Origin of the sequence: Pseudonocardia kunmingensis, assembly GCF_006716445.1 — a bacterium.
In the GTDB taxonomy this organism is placed as follows: Bacteria; Actinomycetota; Actinomycetes; order Mycobacteriales; family Pseudonocardiaceae; genus Pseudonocardia; species Pseudonocardia kunmingensis.
The window spans coordinates 548,070-564,220 of the sequence record NZ_VFPA01000004.1; the positions used below are offsets into that span (position 1 = coordinate 548,070).

Annotated in this window: 16 protein-coding genes and 1 tRNA gene; 10 read left to right on the top strand and 7 right to left on the bottom strand. The window is 73.5% G+C overall.

All coding sequences use genetic code 11. The features are described 5' to 3' along the window. The first annotated feature begins 15 nt into the window (after positions 1–15). Positions 16–555, top strand: a complete 540-nt coding sequence (locus FB558_RS32415; RefSeq protein ID WP_142060102.1) for a DinB family protein — start codon at positions 16–18, stop codon at positions 553–555. 37 nt (positions 556–592) lie between these two features. Then, entirely contained in the window at positions 593–778 is a 186-nt protein-coding gene (locus FB558_RS32420; protein ID WP_142060104.1) for a hypothetical protein, read from the top strand. Positions 779–822: 44 nt separating this feature from the next. On the opposite strand, the gene FB558_RS32425 is transcribed toward FB558_RS32420, so the two are convergent. Beyond that, positions 823–1,461 carry a TetR/AcrR family transcriptional regulator gene (locus tag FB558_RS32425; RefSeq protein WP_142060106.1) on the bottom strand — a complete coding sequence of 213 codons (639 nt, stop codon included), beginning with the start codon at positions 1,459–1,461 and terminating at the stop codon, positions 823–825. Between the two features lie 100 nt (positions 1,462–1,561). Between FB558_RS32425 and FB558_RS32430 the strand changes: the two genes are divergently transcribed. Next, on the top strand, positions 1,562–2,755 hold the full coding sequence (locus FB558_RS32430; RefSeq protein WP_142060108.1) for an FAD-dependent oxidoreductase: 1,194 nt from the start codon (positions 1,562–1,564) through the stop codon (positions 2,753–2,755). Between the two features lie 30 nt (positions 2,756–2,785). On the opposite strand, the gene FB558_RS32435 is transcribed toward FB558_RS32430, so the two are convergent. Continuing rightward, on the bottom strand, positions 2,786–3,145 hold the full coding sequence (locus FB558_RS32435; RefSeq protein WP_142060110.1) for an MmcQ/YjbR family DNA-binding protein: 360 nt from the start codon (positions 3,143–3,145) through the stop codon (positions 2,786–2,788). Positions 3,146–3,889: 744 nt separating this feature from the next. Between FB558_RS32435 and FB558_RS32440 the strand changes: the two genes are divergently transcribed. Beyond that, complete coding sequence (locus FB558_RS32440; protein WP_142060112.1) at positions 3,890–4,309, top strand: PASTA domain-containing protein; 420 nt, start codon at positions 3,890–3,892, stop codon at positions 4,307–4,309. Positions 4,310–4,456: 147 nt separating this feature from the next. Here the strand turns inward: FB558_RS32440 and FB558_RS32445 are convergent. Then, positions 4,457–4,529, bottom strand: a tRNA-Lys gene (locus FB558_RS32445). 129 nt (positions 4,530–4,658) lie between these two features. Here FB558_RS32445 and FB558_RS32450 point away from each other — a divergent pair. The 6 genes from FB558_RS32450 (at position 4,659) to phoU (FB558_RS32475) (ending at position 11,882) form a co-directional block, all read left to right on the top strand. Then, complete coding sequence (locus tag FB558_RS32450) at positions 4,659–5,234, top strand: superoxide dismutase family protein (RefSeq protein WP_142060116.1); 576 nt, start codon at positions 4,659–4,661, stop codon at positions 5,232–5,234. 31 nt (positions 5,235–5,265) lie between these two features. After that, entirely contained in the window at positions 5,266–6,402 is a 1,137-nt protein-coding gene (gene dusB / locus FB558_RS32455; RefSeq protein WP_142060118.1) for a tRNA dihydrouridine synthase DusB, read from the top strand. Between the two features lie 118 nt (positions 6,403–6,520). Then, positions 6,521–7,381, top strand: coding sequence for a GGDEF domain-containing protein (locus FB558_RS32460; protein WP_142060120.1), 861 nt, complete (start codon positions 6,521–6,523; stop codon positions 7,379–7,381). A 91-nt stretch (positions 7,382–7,472) separates the two neighbouring features. Next, positions 7,473–10,409: an LCP family protein gene (locus FB558_RS32465; protein WP_142060122.1), complete on the top strand. Its 2,937-nt coding sequence runs from the start codon at positions 7,473–7,475 to the stop codon at positions 10,407–10,409. 73 nt (positions 10,410–10,482) lie between these two features. Next, positions 10,483–11,139, top strand: coding sequence for a phosphate signaling complex protein PhoU (gene phoU, locus FB558_RS32470; protein WP_142060124.1), 657 nt, complete (start codon positions 10,483–10,485; stop codon positions 11,137–11,139). A gap of 83 nt (positions 11,140–11,222) precedes the next feature. Beyond that, entirely contained in the window at positions 11,223–11,882 is a 660-nt protein-coding gene (gene phoU / locus FB558_RS32475) for a phosphate signaling complex protein PhoU (RefSeq protein ID WP_142060126.1), read from the top strand. A 31-nt stretch (positions 11,883–11,913) separates the two neighbouring features. Here the strand turns inward: phoU (FB558_RS32475) and pstB are convergent, their stop codons facing one another. From pstB to pstS, 4 genes are all read right to left on the bottom strand, one after another. Next, on the bottom strand, positions 11,914–12,693 hold the full coding sequence (gene pstB / locus FB558_RS32480) for a phosphate ABC transporter ATP-binding protein PstB (protein ID WP_142060128.1): 780 nt from the start codon (positions 12,691–12,693) through the stop codon (positions 11,914–11,916). 13 nt (positions 12,694–12,706) lie between these two features. Then, a complete protein-coding gene (gene pstA, locus FB558_RS32485; RefSeq protein WP_142060130.1) occupies positions 12,707–13,792 on the bottom strand; it encodes a phosphate ABC transporter permease PstA in 1,086 nt (361 codons plus the stop codon). After that, complete coding sequence (gene pstC, locus FB558_RS32490) at positions 13,792–14,676, bottom strand: phosphate ABC transporter permease subunit PstC (protein ID WP_425468121.1); 885 nt, start codon at positions 14,674–14,676, stop codon at positions 13,792–13,794. Before pstC ends, pstA begins: the two co-directional genes overlap by 1 nt. Before the next feature lie 212 nt (positions 14,677–14,888). After that, positions 14,889–16,007 carry a phosphate ABC transporter substrate-binding protein PstS gene (gene pstS / locus FB558_RS32495; protein WP_142060597.1) on the bottom strand — a complete coding sequence of 373 codons (1,119 nt, stop codon included), beginning with the start codon at positions 16,005–16,007 and terminating at the stop codon, positions 14,889–14,891. Between the last annotated feature and the right edge of the window lie 144 nt (positions 16,008–16,151).

Here is a 16,151-nt window from a genome sequence, read left to right on the forward strand (position 1 = left end):
CTACGCTCCGCTGCCGTGATCGACGTGGACGAGCACGGCCGCCCGGAACCCCCGCACGCCGGCGACGAGGTCTCCACCCTGCTGGGCTTCCTGGACTACCAGCGCGCCACCTTGGAGTGGAAGTGCCGCGGCCTCGACCGGGCCGCTCTCACCACGACGGTCGGCGCCTCGTCGATGACGCTCGGCGGGCTGCTCAAGCACCTCGCCTACGTCGAGGACGACTGGTTCTCCCGCGACCTGCACGGGCACGACCTGCGCCCGCCGTGGAACGCGGTGGACTGGGCGGCCGACCCGGACTGGGAGTGGCACTCGGCAGCCGACGACACCCCCGAACAGCTCCTCGCGCTCTGGCGGGACGCCGTGGCACGCTCCCGCTCCCTGGCGGCGCAGGCGCTGGCCGACGGCGGCCTCGACCGGCTGACGCGGCGCGCCTGGCCCGACGGCCGCTGCCCCAGCCTGCGCTGGGTGCTGGTCCACATGATCGAGGAGTACGCGCGGCACAACGGCCACGCCGACCTGCTGCGCGAGGCGGTGGACGGGAGCACCGGGGAGTGACCACGGAACCGGGATCGATCGTGGGAGGATCCGCCGCGTGAGTGTGACCGTCGACGAGGGCGTGCTCGCGGAGCCGCGCCCGTGCGCGCGTTGCTCCCAGCCGTCGTTGCTCTGGGTCGCCGGGAGGTGCGCCGACTGCATCGCGCAGCTGGGACTCCAGGACGACTCGACCGAGTACCAGGCGTGGAAGAACGACGTGCGCGAGGAGTTCGGCCGCAAGTAGCCGTCCCGGCTCCGGGTGGCGCGTCGGGGTGATGGCCCGGGTGCTCAGTCCGGCCGGCCGGCCGGCGCGTCACCGAGCGCGCGGACCAACAGGCTGAGCTGGTCGGCGTACCAGTCGCCGGTTGCGGTCGACCGCGGCTGCTCGATGCCCATCGCCGTGGCGATCGGCGCGAACACCACCGGCGCCGCGGCGGCCGCGAAGATCGCCAACCCGAGCGCGCGCGGGTCGATGCCCGGTGGCAGCTCGCCGCTCTCCTGCCGGGCCGCCACGTCCTCGACGAAGCGGTGCATCCACGCGGTGCGCCGCTCGTCCCCGGTGTCCGGCCCGTAGTCGCCCATCGCCTCCCAGACCAGCAGGCGGAACATGTCGGGGTCGGCGACGGCGGCCCGTACGTAGTTCGCCGCCACGTCGGCCAGCGACGCACCCGGCGGGTAGAGCGCCGGGCCGCGGTCGTGCCAGCTGTCGGTGACGGCGTCGCGCAGGCCCTGCTTGCCACCGAAGTAGTACGAGATCAGCTGCTTGTTGACACCCGCCCGCTCGGCGATGCGACTCACCCGCGCGCCGGCGTACCCGTGCGTCCCGAACTCGACGACCGCGGCCTCCATGATCGCCCGCCGGGAGCGCTCGGCGTCCCGCTGCCGGACCTCTCCCCCCGGGCTGCGTCGCGGAGGCTGGCTGGGCACGACGCGACCGTAACCGATCGCCTCGTAATCAAACCTGCAGTTGACTCAGTCATCCAAATGGTTGATAAGCTGCTGCCGTCACCGGGAGGAGGGACGGCACGTGAACACACACGAGGCACGCGTCATCGTGATCGGCGCCGGGGTGGGCGGGCTCGCGCTCGCGCACGGGCTCCGCAGGGCCGGGATCGAGGTGGCGGCGTTCGACCGCGACCCGTCGTCCGACCTGCGCATGCAGGGCTACCGCATCCACATCGACCGGGACGGCAACGCAGCGCTCGCCGCGTGCCTGCCTCCCGAGGTGCTCGACCTGCTGCAGCGCACCAGCGGCAGGAGCGGCGACCGGGTCGCCGGCTACGACCACCGGCTGCGGGAGCTCTTCGCCCAGACCTTCCCGCCCTCCGGTGACGAGATCACCAACGTGGACCGCCTGACGCTGCGGCGCGGCCTGCTCACCGGCCTGGACGACGTCGTCCACTTCGACCGCACGTTCACCCACTACGAGGAGCTGCCCTCGGGCCGGGTGCGGGCGGTCTTCGCCGACGGCTCCGACGCGGTCGGCGACCTGATCGTCGGGGCCGACGGCGTCCGGTCGGCGGTGCGGCGGCAGTTCCTACCCCACACCGAGGTCATCGACCTCGGCATCCGCTGCCTCTACGGCCGGATGACGCTCACCGACGAGACCCGGGACCTCGTGCCCGCCGACATCGGGCGCGGCTTCTCCCTGGTCACCGACGGCTCTGGTTACGGGGCGGGTCTCGCGCCGGTCCACTTCCGTGAGCGGCCCGCGGGAGCGCACGACTACCTGATGACGGTGCTGGTCGCCACGACCGACCGCCTCGGGGTGCCCGACGAGACGTTGTTCGGGATGAGCGGCCCGGAGCTGCACGGCCTGGCGACCGGCGCCGTGCGGGGCTGGCACCCGACCGTCCGGGAGATCTTCGCCCACGCCGACCCCGGCTCGTTCTTCCCGATCACGATCCGCGCCGCCCGCCGGGTCGAGCCGTGGGAGCCGGGGAACGTGACCCTGCTGGGGGACGCGATCCACGCCATGCCACCGGCCGGCGGGGTCGGCGCGAACACCGCCCTCCGGGACGCGGCGCTCCTGACCCGCGAGATCGCCCGCGGGGACCGCCCGTTGCGCGCGGCGGTCGCCGCGTACGAGCGGCAGATGCTCCCGCACGGCTTCGACACCGTGGACTCCTCCGTGCACCAGCTGGGGCGGATGCTCGGCACCGCCACGCTGGAGGAGTCCCTGCGGCTGGCGACCGCCCGGCACACCGACGCGGGGACGTGACGCGCCTCCGAGATGCACCGGCACCGGACCTCAGCCCGGGCCGTCGGGGTGAGCGAGGTCGTAGGCGCGGGAGAGCTTCTGCGGCACGACCATGCGCCACGCGTCGACGACGAGCTCGCGGGCTTCGGTCGCATCGAGGGCGGCGAGGTCGGCTTCGACCCAGTTGAAGCGCATCTCCGACGCCGACGGCAGGTGGAACCTGTGGGGCTCGCTCCCGACGAGCGCCGCCCGCTCCTCCTTGGGGAACGCGAACCCCATCACGCTCTCGTCCAGGGAGAACGCCACGTAGACGATCTGCTTGACCCGGAACTTCAACCTGCCGCGCACGTACACCCGGTACGAGCGCTCCAGCTCGGCGCCCAGCGCCCGAACGTCGTCGATCACCGCCATGCCCAGATCCCGTCTCCGATGGTGCGCTGCCCACTACCCTGCGCGGTCCCGTCCATCGCGCGTCGCGTGCACGAGGTGACCGCGACGGCGGGCCGGACTCATCGGTCGCCGTCGACCGGCGGCCCCGGGAGGAGCCCGAGAAGGTCGCTCGGCCCGGGTGCCGCCGTCCCCGGACCGCGGCGCACGACGTCGCCGTCGTTGCGCTGGAGACACGTCGTGGTCGCCGGCGACCCTCTCGTCGTGTGAGTGCGTTCCGCGGAACGCACTGGCCCGGACCGCGTACGTGGGACGCGCCGGCCTCCGGGCTGCGGCGTGAGTGTGGTTCTGAGGAACCCACCGGCTCTGGACGCGGCCCGGGCGCGTTCCGCGGAACGCACTCGACCCCGGTCGGGGCTCGTGCTCAAGCCGCACGCGCGAGCTTGCTGTAGGCCCTTGATGCGGTCGCCGGCCGGCGGAATCGCTCGGGACAGCCCCGGCGCCCGGCCGTTGTCGACCGATCGATGCTCCAGTTCGACTCCTCCAGTGCGCCGGTGCCGAAGAAGCCGAGGAACCTGCGGCAGCGGCGCGCGCGGGTGACCGCGATGGGCGGGGCTTCGTGTCGGCCTCCCACGAAACGGTCGCAGCAGTCCGGCCAGGGCTTTCGGATCGCCGTTCGCACAGTTGTCGACGGTTGCCCCAGCGCTGCGTAACGCCCCGACGACCGTCGGCGACCAGTGCACGGACCACCGACAGGGAACGGAAGACATGACCACCTACCGCACGGCTCCCCTCGCTCTCGGCGTGCTCGCCGCATCCGCCCTGGCCGGCTGCTCCGCCGGAACCGCACCGCCCCCTCCCCCGCCGACGGTCACCGTCACCGTGCCGGCACCCGCACCAGCACCCGAGACGACCTCTGCGCCCGCGACAGCCGCCGCCCCGGTCGCCATCGAGTGGACGATGCCCGATGTGGTGGGGATGAACCTGCAAGCCGCTCAGGACCACGTGCAAGCTGTCACCGACCTCGGGGTGCCGCTGATGACATCGACCGACGGGACCGGGGAGGGGCGCAACCAGGTCGTGGACCGCAACTGGGTGGTCTGCGAGCAGACCCCGGCGGCAGGATCGACGATCACCACCGGCGACGTTCCGGACTTCGTGGTCGTGAAGGACGACGAGTCGTGCTGACGGTGGGCCACCTCGCGGCCCGGGGTCCGGTGGCGGCCCGCCGCGGCCGGAGGGACTGATCGACCGGGGCGACGATCAGAACGGTCCCCACAACGGTCTCTCGATCTTGATTCAAGATCACGGACGAGCGCTCGACCAGCGGGTCGGTGGGCCCCCAGGGGATCGAACCCTGAACCCGCGGATTAAAAGTCCGCTGCTCTGCCGATTGAGCTAGAGGCCCGTGCCGCCGCACCAGCCGGCGCGGCCGCCCGCCCAGCCTACGGCGCAGGTGCGGCGCCCCGCGCATCCCTCGGACGTGGTGACACAGGGTCAGTGTGCGTGACGCAGCGCGACCATCCATGCTGGGTCCATGTGTCCTCGCCGCGTCGTCGCCGGTGTCCTGGGTGTCCTGGTCCTGGCCGGCTGCGCGAACACGACCTCGGCCCAGACCGCCGTGCAGTTGCCCGACGACCACAGCGTCCACGTCAGCGAGACCTTCGCCGCCCCGCCCGGCATCGCCGTCACCTACGACGAGGAGCTGGTGCCCGCGGGGGCGCGGGGGGCGGTGCAGGCGCGGTCGGCGGACGGCACGACCACCGTGATGCTCGCCGTGCGCGGTCTGGAGCCGCTGCGCTGGTACGGGGCACACGTGCACACCGAGCCATGCGGGACGCGACCGGAGGACTCCGGGCCGCACTTCCAGTTCGCCCTCGACCCGATGCAGCCCAGCGTCGACCCGACGTACGCGAACCCGCAGAACGAGATCTGGCTCGACTTCACCACCGACGAGGCCGGGGCGGGCAGCACGGAGTCGACGGTCGCGTGGGAGTTCCCCGACGACCGGCGCCCGGGCTCGGTGGTCGTGCACGCGATGCAGACGGCGAGCGGGCCCGGCGAGGCGGGCACCGCGGGGGCGCGCGCGGCCTGCATCACCGTCGATTTCTGACCGCCGCCGGGAGCGAGGACAATGGGGAGTTGTGAGTGCTCCGACCGCTGTCCGTCCGCTGCGCATCGGACCGTTCGTGTCCGAGACCCCGGTGGTGCTCGCGCCCATGGCGGGCATCACCAACGCGGGCTTCCGGCGCCTGTGCCGTGAGCAGGGCGCGGGCTTCTACGTCTGCGAGATGATCACGTCGCGGGGGCTCGTCGAGCGCAACCCGCTGACGTTCCGGATGATCGCGATGGACCCCGACGAGCACCCGCGGTCCATGCAGCTCTACGGCGTGGACCCGGCCGCGATGGGGCAGGCCGTGCGGATCATCGTCGAGCAGGACCTCGCCGACCACATCGACATGAACTTCGGGTGCCCCGTGCCCAAGGTGACGCGGCGGGGCGGCGGGGCGGCGCTGCCGTTCAAGCGCAGGCTGTTCGAGCGGATCGTGCGGGCCGCCGTGGAGAACGCCGGACCGATCCCCGTGACCGTCAAGATGCGCATCGGCATCGACGATGCGCACCACACCTACCTGGACGCCGGGCGGATCGCGGCGGACGCGGGCGTCGCCGCCGTCGCCCTGCACGCGCGCACGGCCGCGCAGCGGTACTCCGGCACGGCGGACTGGTCGGCCATCGCCCGGCTCCGCGACGCGCTGCCCGCCGAGCTGCCGGTGCTCGGCAACGGCGACATCTTCAGCGCCGCCGACGCGCTCGCGATGGTGTCGTCCACCGGCTGCGACGGCGTCGTCGTCGGGCGCGGGTGCCTGGGACGGCCGTGGCTGTTCGGCGACCTGGAGGCCGCGTTCGCCGGGCGGGAGCTGCCCGAACCCCCGTCGCTGGGGCAGGTCGCGGCCACGATGCGTCGTCACGCCGTGCTCCTGCAGGAGCACATGGGCCCGGACAAGGGCATCCGCGACATGCGCAAGCACATCGCCTGGTACCTCAAGGGCTTCCCGGTCGGCTCCGACCTCCGCCGTCGCCTCGGGCTCGTGAACAGCCTGGACGAGCTCGACGAGCTGCTCACCCACCTCGACCTGGAGCACCCGTTCCCGGCCGACGCCGACGGTCCCCGCGGGCGGCAGGGCTCCGCGGGCCGCGTGGTGCTGCCCGAGCACTGGCTGGACGACCCGGAGGACCCCTCGGTGCCGTTCGGCGCAGAGCTGGAGCACTCCGGCGGCTGACCCGCCCGGGCCGCACACCGGTCCGGTCCGCCCGGCGCCCGCTCGTCGACGCGAACGGGTAGCGGCCCTCAAGGAGCGGGCCCGTGCGGTCGACACCTCCGACACCAGGAGGTGAGCGATGACCACGCTGCGCACACCGGCCACGACAGGAACCGCGGACCCGGCCCCGCGCCACCGGCACATGCCGACGCGGGGGCCGTCGACCCCGGGCGCCTCCGGGGCCGCGTGGCACACCGCCGCGGCCGAGGAGCTCGCCGGGGCGGGCCGCTGGGAGCAGGCCTACCAGCACCTGCGCACGGCCGTGCGCCTGCTCAACGGGCAGTCCAGCGTCGACGAGCTCGACCGCCTGCGCCGCGAGCACGCCGAGGCCCGCGAGCAGAGCAGGCGCGACAGCCTCACCGCCACCTACAACCGCCGCTACCTCGACGAGCGGCTCGTCGCCCTGCTCGGGGATCCGGCGAGCGTCGGGGTGGCCGGGATCGGCGTCGCGCTGCTGGACGTCGACCACTTCAAGCAGGTCAACGACTCCTACGGCCACCCGTTCGGCGACCGCGTCCTGCAGCGGCTGGTCGCCGTGCTCGACGCAGGCCTGCCCGAGGGCGCGTTCTGCGCCCGGTACGGCGGCGAGGAGTTCGCGCTCGTGCTGCCCGGGCACGACCGGAACGAGGCCGTGCGCGTCAGCGAGGCCGCCCGGGAACGGGTCGACCGCCACCCGTGGCAGGAGCTCGCCCCCGGCCTGCGGGTGACCGTCAGCATCGGCGTCGCCCACGGCTCCGGTCCGGTCACCGGGATCGAGGGGCTGGTCGGAACGGCGGACGGCCTGCTGTACGCGGCGAAGAACGCGGGGCGCAACGCGGTGGCCTACCGGGACGCCCACACCGGCCTCGTACGCCTCGCCGGACCGGCCGGTGGCCGCCGGTCGATCCCCCAGCCGCCGGTCGTCGCACCCCACTGGGTTCCGGGTGCCGCTGCTCCGTAAGCTCGGATCGAGACGTTGAGGGGGCGGGCTCGGGCTGTTCTGGCAACAGCCCGTGCCCGCCTTCTGTTCTGTTCGTGCCGAGGAGGTGGGCGTGGAGGACGGTTCGTACCGTGCTCAGCGCTCCACCGGCCGACGCAGGCGCGCGGCCGAGGAGCCGGAGGACGTCCTCGCCAGACACGGTCTCGTCGGGTCGGACCCGGCGTCACCCCCGTCCGGCGGGCGGGCGGCCCGCCGGCGTGCGGCGGAGGCCCGCGGGGCCGCAGACGACCCGATCAGCGGCAGCGGCCGGCATTTCGGTGATCCCGTCGCGGCCCCGTGGAACGGCGCCGGTCGGCACGGCGTGCCGGTCGACGAGGAGCCCTCGCGGCGGGGACGGCGCCGGCTTCCCGACGACCATGGCCCCGCACGGCCACCGGGACCGCCCCGGCGGCTGAACGGGCACGGCGGGACCGAGCCCGCGACGTACGGCCCCGACGACCGGGGCACGGGGTACGGGCGCACCGCGAACGGGCACGGCGCCGAAGCGCGCGTCAGCGGACGCGACCTCATCGGGCTCGCGGTCGACGGGCACGACGTCGACCGGCGCCCGGCGAACGGGCACGGCGTCAACGGGCATGCCCCCCATGGGCACGCCCCCAATGGACGCAGCCGGGACGAACGCGACTGGAACGAACGCGGCGCCCGCGGTCGCAGAGCGGATGCCCAGGACGCCCCCGGCCACAACACCAACGGCCACAGCACCAACGGCCACAGCACCAACGGCCACAGCACCAACGGCCACGACCTCGATGGGCGTGCGCGCCGGCACCGGCCGCCCGAGGAGCCCGCACCCCCGGCCGCACCGCGGACCGGACGCCGCCGCCTGCCCGACCCGCCGGACCGCACGCCACCCGCCCCGCCGCACGCCCCGCCGCGCGCGCAGGTGCCGGACGCCGCGGCGGCCGTGCGACCCGGTACGCGCCCGCCGTCCGGTGGTGGGCGCCGGCGGCGCCCCGACCTTCCCGAGCCGGCGCCCGCCACCGCGGCCCCCGTGCCCGGCGGCCGTCGGCACCGCGACGAGGCTCCCGCGACCTCCGCGACCACCGCCCTGCCGGCCGCCGCACCCCGGCGCGGGCGCGGCGAACCGGACCCGGCCGCCGGCATCGCCCCCCACGACCGGCCGCGCCGCTCCCCGAACGGCCGGCGCGACACGGCCGATGCCACCACCGCCCTGCCCGCGCCCGGCCGCGCACCCCGCCGGGCGGCTCCTGCCCCGCAGGCCACAGCGCCCCCCGGCCCCGGAGCGCGCAGGCGCGCCGCGCCGGACCCGGCGCCGCCCACCCCGGCGCCGCCCACCCGGGCACCCGCCGATCCCGCCACCACCGCCCTCCCCGCCGGGCGCCGGGCCGCCCCGCGCGCCGCGAGCAACCCGGAGGCGACCGCGGTCGTCGCCCCGGTCGGCGCCCGGCAGAACGGTCTCCGGGAGAAGGGCATCGGGGAGAGCGGCGTCGGCGAGGCGGCCGACGAGCTCGAGCGGAGCCGACGCTCCGAGCCGGAGCCGGTGGACGCGCGGACCCGGGCACTGCGCATCGACGAGACGCTCACCCGGCTCACCGCCGCGCACGCCGGCCTCACGCTGGCGGTCACCGACCGCGAGCAGCCGCCGCCCCCGGTCCGCCGCTCGGCGGCGAGCACCGCGGGCCGGCTCCTCGCGGCGGCACTGGCCGTCGCGGTGGTCGTCACCACGGCGTTCGGCTGGGGCACGAAGTCCTGGCTGGGGGCATCCGTCGGCGACGCCGCGGCGCTCGATCCGGAGTCGGGGGCGATCGTCGAGCCCGCGACGCAGGTCGGGGACGAGAACGTCCTGGTCGTGGGCACCGAGCCGAACCCGGAGGGAGCGGCGGTCCGCGCCGACACCGTCGCCGTCGCCCACATCCCGGAGGGCGGCGGCCCGGTCACGGTGCTCGCCTTCCCGCACGACCTGGAGATCAACCGGCCGCCGTGCGAGCGCTGGGACCACATCAGCGGCGCGTACACGGACGAGACCGTGCCCGCGGAGGCCCGCACGCAGCTGGTGAGCGCACTCGACGTCGGAGGCCCCCGCTGCCTCACGCGCGTCGTGCAGCAGCTCAGCGGCATCGCCGTCACGAAGTACGTCGGCACGGATCTCTCGGCCGTCCCGGCGATGACGGAGGCGGTCGGCGGCGCGCAGGTCTGCGTGCCGCGCCCGGTGCTGGACGGGGTGCTGGGGCCGGTCGTGCCCGACCCGGGCATGCAGGCGCTGTCTGGCGTCCGGGCCGCCGACTTCGTGCAAGCCGGCGAGGTCGAGGGTGATCCCTCCCCGGAGTACGGGCGGATCGAGCGGCAGCAGCGGGTGCTCGCCGCCGTGCTGGACCAGGCCGTCTCCGGCACGGCGCTGCTGGACGTCGGGCAGATCATGGCCCTGCGCCCCGCGCTCGCGGACGCGGTGCTCGTCGACGGGGCCGGGCTCGAGCAGGTGCTCGCGCTCGCGACGACGTTGCGCGACCTCGACGCCGAGGGCGTGCGGTTCGCGTCCGTGCCGACGAGCGACCGGAACAACCGCGGCAACCTGGTCCTGCGCGACACCGCCGCCGCCGACCTTTTCGCCGCGGTGCGCAGCGACGCCGCGCTGCCCGCCGAGGCCACCGATCCGGAGGCCGGTGACACCGGCCCGGCCCCGAGCGAGGTCACCGTCGAGGTCGTCAACGCCTCCGACCGCTCCGGGCTCGCGGGCGAGGTCGGGGAGACACTGCGCTCGCTCGGGTTCGACGTCGGGGAGGTCTCCAGCGCCGAGCAGCCCACCTCGGAGACGGTGATCCGATTCTCCCCCGACCAGGCCGCCGCGGCGGAGCTGCTGGCGACCACGGTGCCCTCCGCCGAGTCGGTGCCCGACCCCGGCGCCACCGGGGTGCTGCACCTGGTGCTCGGCCGTTCCTTCGACGACGTCGTCCGGGCGCCGTCGGCACCGATCGCGTTGAGCGCCCCCACGACAGCTGCCCCGGAGGGGCCCGAGGCCGCCTGCGCGTGAACGCGCTACGACGTTCACCGCTGGTTCACCCACCCACGCACCCGAACGCCGCAATCAGGACTAGTCTTGTGACATGCGTGACGTCTACCAGGAGCAGCTCGACGGACTGGCCGAGGCCCTGGCGGGCATGTGCATGCGGGTCGCCGAGGCGATGGAGAAGGCCACCCGCGCACTGCTGGAGGTCGATCTCCAGCTCGCGGAGGAAGTGATCTCCGAGGACGTCCGCGTCGACGAGATCCGCGCGTCCGCCGAGGAGCGGGCGTTCGCGCTGCTCGCGCTCCAGGCGCCGGTGGCCACCGACCTGCGGATCGTCGTCTCGGCGATCCACGGCGCCGGCGACATCGAGCGCATGGGCGACCTCGCCCTGCACGTGGCCCAGGCGGCCCGCCGGCGGCACCCGCAGGCGGTGCTGCCGGAGGAGATCGCCCCCTACTTCGCCGAGATGGGGCAGGTCGGGGTGGCGCTGGCGCGGAAGGCGGGCGACGTCATCCGCACCCGCGACCTCGCGCGCGCGGCCGAGCTCGAGTCCGACGACGACGCCATGGACGACCTGCACCGGCACATGTTCACGGTGCTGATGGACCGCGACTGGAGCCACGGCGTCGGCCCGGCCGTCGACATCACGCTGCTGGCCCGCTTCTACGAGCGCTACGCCGACCACGCGGTGGCCGTCGCCCGCCGGATCGTCTACGTCGTGACCGGCCGCATGCCCGGCCCGCTCGCCGTCTGAGCGGCGCTGCCCGCGCTGCCCGACCACCGGAGCGTCCACGCCGACGACCCCGGTCGTTCAACTGCCTCCGATAGGCTCCACGCATGCCCCCCGCCCCGCTGCCCCAGCAGCTGGACGAGCTGTCCGAGCTGCTCGGAGGCATGTGCACGGCCGCGGCCGGTGCGCTGAACCGCGCCACCGCGGCCCTGCTGGAGTCGCGGGAACGGCTGGCCGTCCAGGTGGTCGCGGGCGACTCCGAGATCGACGCGTTGCGCGCGCAGGTGGAGGAGCTGGCGTGCGACGCGCTGCTGTTCCACAACCCCGTGGCGGGCGACCTGCGTGCGGTCGTCGCCGCCATCCGCACCGCGGGCGATATCGAGCGCATGGGCGACCTCGCCCTGCACATCGCCGAGGTCGTGCGGATCCGCCATCCCGCGCCCGCGCTGCCCGCCGAGGTGCTGCCCGCCTTCGAGAAGATGGGCCGGGTCGCCGTGCAGCTGGCGGTGAAGGCCGCCGAGGTCGTGCGCAGCCGCAACGTCCTGCTCGCCGCCGAGCTCGACCGCGACGACGACGAGATGGACGTGCTGCACCGCGGCATGTTCGAGGTGATGATGGACCCGGCGTGGCCGCACGACATCCCGACGGCCGTGAACGTCACCCTGCTGGCGCGCTACTACGAGCGGTTCGCCGACCACGCGGTCGTGGTTGCGCGGGAGACCGTCTACGCCGTGACGGGCCAGGAGCCCGACGCCCTCCCCATCTGAGGGTGAGGGCGCCGGGCTCCTGGGGGATCACTCAGCCGAAGCGGCCGGACACGTAGTCCTCGGTGGCCTTCTCCCTGGGCTGGGAGAAGATCGTCTTCGTCTCGTCCATCTCCACCAGCTTGCCGGGCTTGCCGGTGCCCTCGATGTTGAAGAACCCGGTGTAGTCGCTCACGCGGGCGGCCTGCTGCATGTTGTGCGTGACGATGACGATCGTGTAGTCCATCTTCAGCTCGTTGATCAGGTCCTCGATCGCGAGCGTGGAGATCGGGTCGAGGGCCGAGCACGGCTCGTCCATGAGCAGGACGTCGGGCTGCACGGCGATCGCCCGCGCGATGCACAGGCGCTGCTGCTGCCCACCGGAGAGGCCGGAGCCGGGCTTGTCGAGCCGGTCCTTGACCTCGTTCCAGAGGTTCGCGCCACGCAGGGACTTCTCGACGAGCTCGTCGGTCGCGTCCTTGCGCATCTTCTTGCTGTTCAGCCGCTGGCCCGCGATCACGTTGTCGTAGATCGACATCGTGGGGAACGGGTTGGGGCGCTGGAACACCATGCCGATCTGGCGGCGGACGCCGACGGGGTCGATGCCCGGCCCGTAGAGGTCCCGGCCGTCCAGCTCGAGCTTGCCCTCGACGCGGGCGCCCGGGATGACCTCGTGCATGCGGTTGATCGCACGCAGGTAGGTCGACTTGCCGCAACCGGACGGCCCGATCAGCGCGGTCACGGTCTTCGGCCGGATCGTCATGTTGACGCCCTCGACCGCGCGGAACGCGCTGTAGTAGATGTTCAGGTCCTTGGCTTCGATCGCCTTGCCCATCCGACTCGGGCTCCTATCGGGTCTTCGGCGCGAACCAGCGGGCGATCAGTCGCGCCAGCAGGTTCAGCACCATGACGATGATGATCAGTACGAGCGCCGCGGTCCACGCCCGCTCCAGGTACGGCTCACGGGGCACGCCCGGAGTGGCGTAGGAGAAGTAGGAGAAGACCGGCAGCGTGGCCATGCGGCCGTCGAAGGCGTTGAAGTTCAGCGCCGTGGAGAGGCCGACCGCGACCAGCAGCGGCGCGGTCTCGCCGATCACCCGGGCGATGGCGAGCGTGACGCCCGAGGCGATGCCCGCGATCGACGTCGGGATGACGACCTTGAGGATCGTGCGCCACTTCGGCACGCCGAGCGCGAACGCGGCCTCCCGCAGCTCGTTCGGCACGATCTTCAGCATCTCCTCGGCCGACCGCACCACCACCGGGATCATCAGCACCGACAGGGCCACCGACCCGGCGAAGCCGAGCCGGGCCCCGGGCCCGACCAGGTAGGTGAACAGCGCGACCGCGAACAGGCCGGCGACGATCGACGGGATGCCGGTCATCACGTCCACGAAGAACGTGATGGCGCGCGCCAGCCGGCCCTTGCCGTACTCGACCAGGTACACGGCGGTGAGCAGCCCGACCGGGATGGACATCAGCGCCGCGAAACCGGTGATGACCAGCGTGCCCACGATCGCGTGGTAGGCGCCACCGCCCTCACCGACGACGCCGCGCATGGAGGAGTTGAAGAACTCGACGTCGAAGCGGGCGATGCCCTCGCCGATGATCGTGACGAGGACCGACACGAGCGGGACGACGGCGAGCAGGAAGGCGCACGTGACGACCACCGTGACCAACCGGTCGACGGCCTTCCTCCTGCCCTCGACGGCGTAGGAGGCGACGTAGAGCCCCACCGCGAAGACGACGGCGGTGCCGACGGCGAACAACCCGACGCTGAACCCGACGAGGGCCAGCAGGCCGCCGACGACGACCGCGGTGGCGGCCAGCCCGCCCGGTACGGCCCACCTCGGCAGCTGCCCCTGCGCGCGCAGGCCGCTCGGCGGCGCCGGGAGGGCGCTGCCCGACTCCTGCCGCTTGCTGGTGTCGACGGTCATCAGTTGGCCCCCGAGAACTCTCGGCGTCGGTTGATGATGAAGCGCGCGATGGAGTTCACCGCGAGGGTGATGAGGAACAGCACCAGGCCGGACGCGATGAGCACGTTCACGCCGATGCCGCTGGCCTCGGGGAACTGCAGTGCGATGTTCGCGGCGATCGTGGAGGGGTTGCCGTTGCTGATCAGGTTGAAGGTGATGCCGCCGGACACCGAGAGCACGATCGCGACCGCCATCGTCTCCCCGAGCGCACGGCCCAGGCCCAGCATCGCACCGCTGATGATGCCCGAGCGGCCGAACGGCAGCACCGCCATGCGGATCATCTCCCAGCGCGTGGCACCGAGGGCGAGTGCCGCCTCCTCGTGCAGCTTGGGCGTCTGCAGGAAGACCTCCCGCGTCACCGCCGTGATGATCGGCAGGATCATGACGGCGAGCACGATCCCGGTCACCAGCATCGTGCGACCGGTGGCCGACACCGGGCCGGCGAAGAACGGGATGAAGCCGAGGTTGGACTCCAGCCACGTCATCAGCGCGATCGAGGCCGGCGCCAGCGTCCAGGCGCCCCAGAGGCCGTAGACGATGCTGGGCACGGCGGCCAGCAGGTCGACCACGTAACCCAGCGCCTGGGCGATCCGGCGCGGCGCGTAGTGGGTGATGAACAGGGCGACCGCCACGGCCAGCGGGGTCGCGAGGACCAGCGCGATGACGGCGGCCAGCAGCGTGCCGAAGATCAGCGGGGCGACGTAGGCGAAGAAGCCCGCGCCGCCCGGGATGTCCGCGGCGGGAGCGGTCAGCGCCGGGATCGCCTCGACGAGCAGGAACGCGGCGACGCCGGCCAGCACGACCAGGATCAGGATGCCCGCGCCCTTGGCCATGCCGGAGAAGATGCGGTCACCGGGCTGGACGACCGGCTTCGCCGGGGCGGCCTCCGGTGTCGTGCCCGCAGGGGCGGGCCCGGGGGTGGTGTCGGTACTCACGTGATCCCTTCCCGCGGATCGGCGCGGAAGATCGAACGTGCGGGGTGGAAACGGGCCGAAAGCCCGGACGGTCCCATGATGACGACCGTCCGGGCCTCGCGGCTACGTGATGCCGGGCTCAATCAGCCCGCCGCGGCGATGGCGTCGATCGCCGGCTGGAAGGTGCTGCGCTGGCTGGCCGAGATCGGCGCGTTGCCGGCGTTCTCGCTCGCGGCCGCCTGCCCCTCCTCGCTCGCGATGTAGTTCAGGAAGGCACGCACGGCGTCGGCCTGCGCCGGGTCCGAGTACTGCGTGCAGGCGAGGGTGTAGGAGACCAGCACGATCGGGTAGGTGCCCGCCGCCGGGTTGTCCCGCGCGAGCTCGACCGCGAAGTTGAAGTTGCCCTGGCCCTCGATGCGCGGCGAGGCCTCGACGATGGCGGCTGCGGCCTCCGGCGACGGGTTGACGAACGCGTCGCCGACCCTGACGTCGACGGTGCCGAGCTCGCCGGCCTGGCTCAGGTCGGCGTAGCCGATCGTGCCCTGACCGCCCTGGACGGCGCCGACGACACCGGACGTGCCCTGGGCCGCCTCGCCGCCCTGGACCGGCCAGTTGCCGTCCGCCTCGTGCGGCCAGTCGGCACCGGCCGCGGCCACCAGGTACTCGGTGAAGTTCTCGGTGGTGCCCGACTCGTCGGCGCGGTTCACCGGCGTGATCGGCGTGGCCGGGAGCTGGACGCCGGGGTTGTCGGCGGCGATCGCCGGGTCGTTCCAGGTGGTGATCTGCCGGTTGAAGATCTGGGCGATCGTCGACGGCGCGAGCTGCAGGTTGTCGACGCCCTCCAGGTTGAACACCACCGCGATCGGCGAGATGTAGAGCGGCATCTGGATGACGTTGTCCGGGCCGCCGCAGACCTGCTGGGCCGCGGGCAGCTCCTCCTCGTCCAGCGCGGCGTCGGTGCCGGCGAACTGGACCGCGCCCTCGGTGAACTGCGTGCGGCCACCGCCCGAGCCGACGGGGTCGTAGTTGACGGTGACGTCGGGCGCGACGCTCGAGAAGCCGGCGATCCAGGCCTCCATGGCCGCCTGCTGCGAGGAGGCACCGGCACCGGCGAGCGTGCCGGAGACGTCGGTCGTGGCGCCGCTGTCGCCACCGGCGGCCGGCGGGGCGGTCTCGTTGGCCGCACCGCAGCCGGCGAGCAGGATCGCGCTACTGGCGGCGACGCCGACCGCAGCGAGTCGGGCACGGGAACCGTGCCGCAGGGTGTTCACCTGTGTTCCTCCGTCGTGAGTTCCCGTGAACGGGCAGGCGACTCCGGGAGCCGCCGGTCGCGAACGGTAGGTAAGCCCGGTGGACGGGCTCCGCCGTCGAGGTGAACGCAGGATGAACAGGTCCCCCGGGTGAGG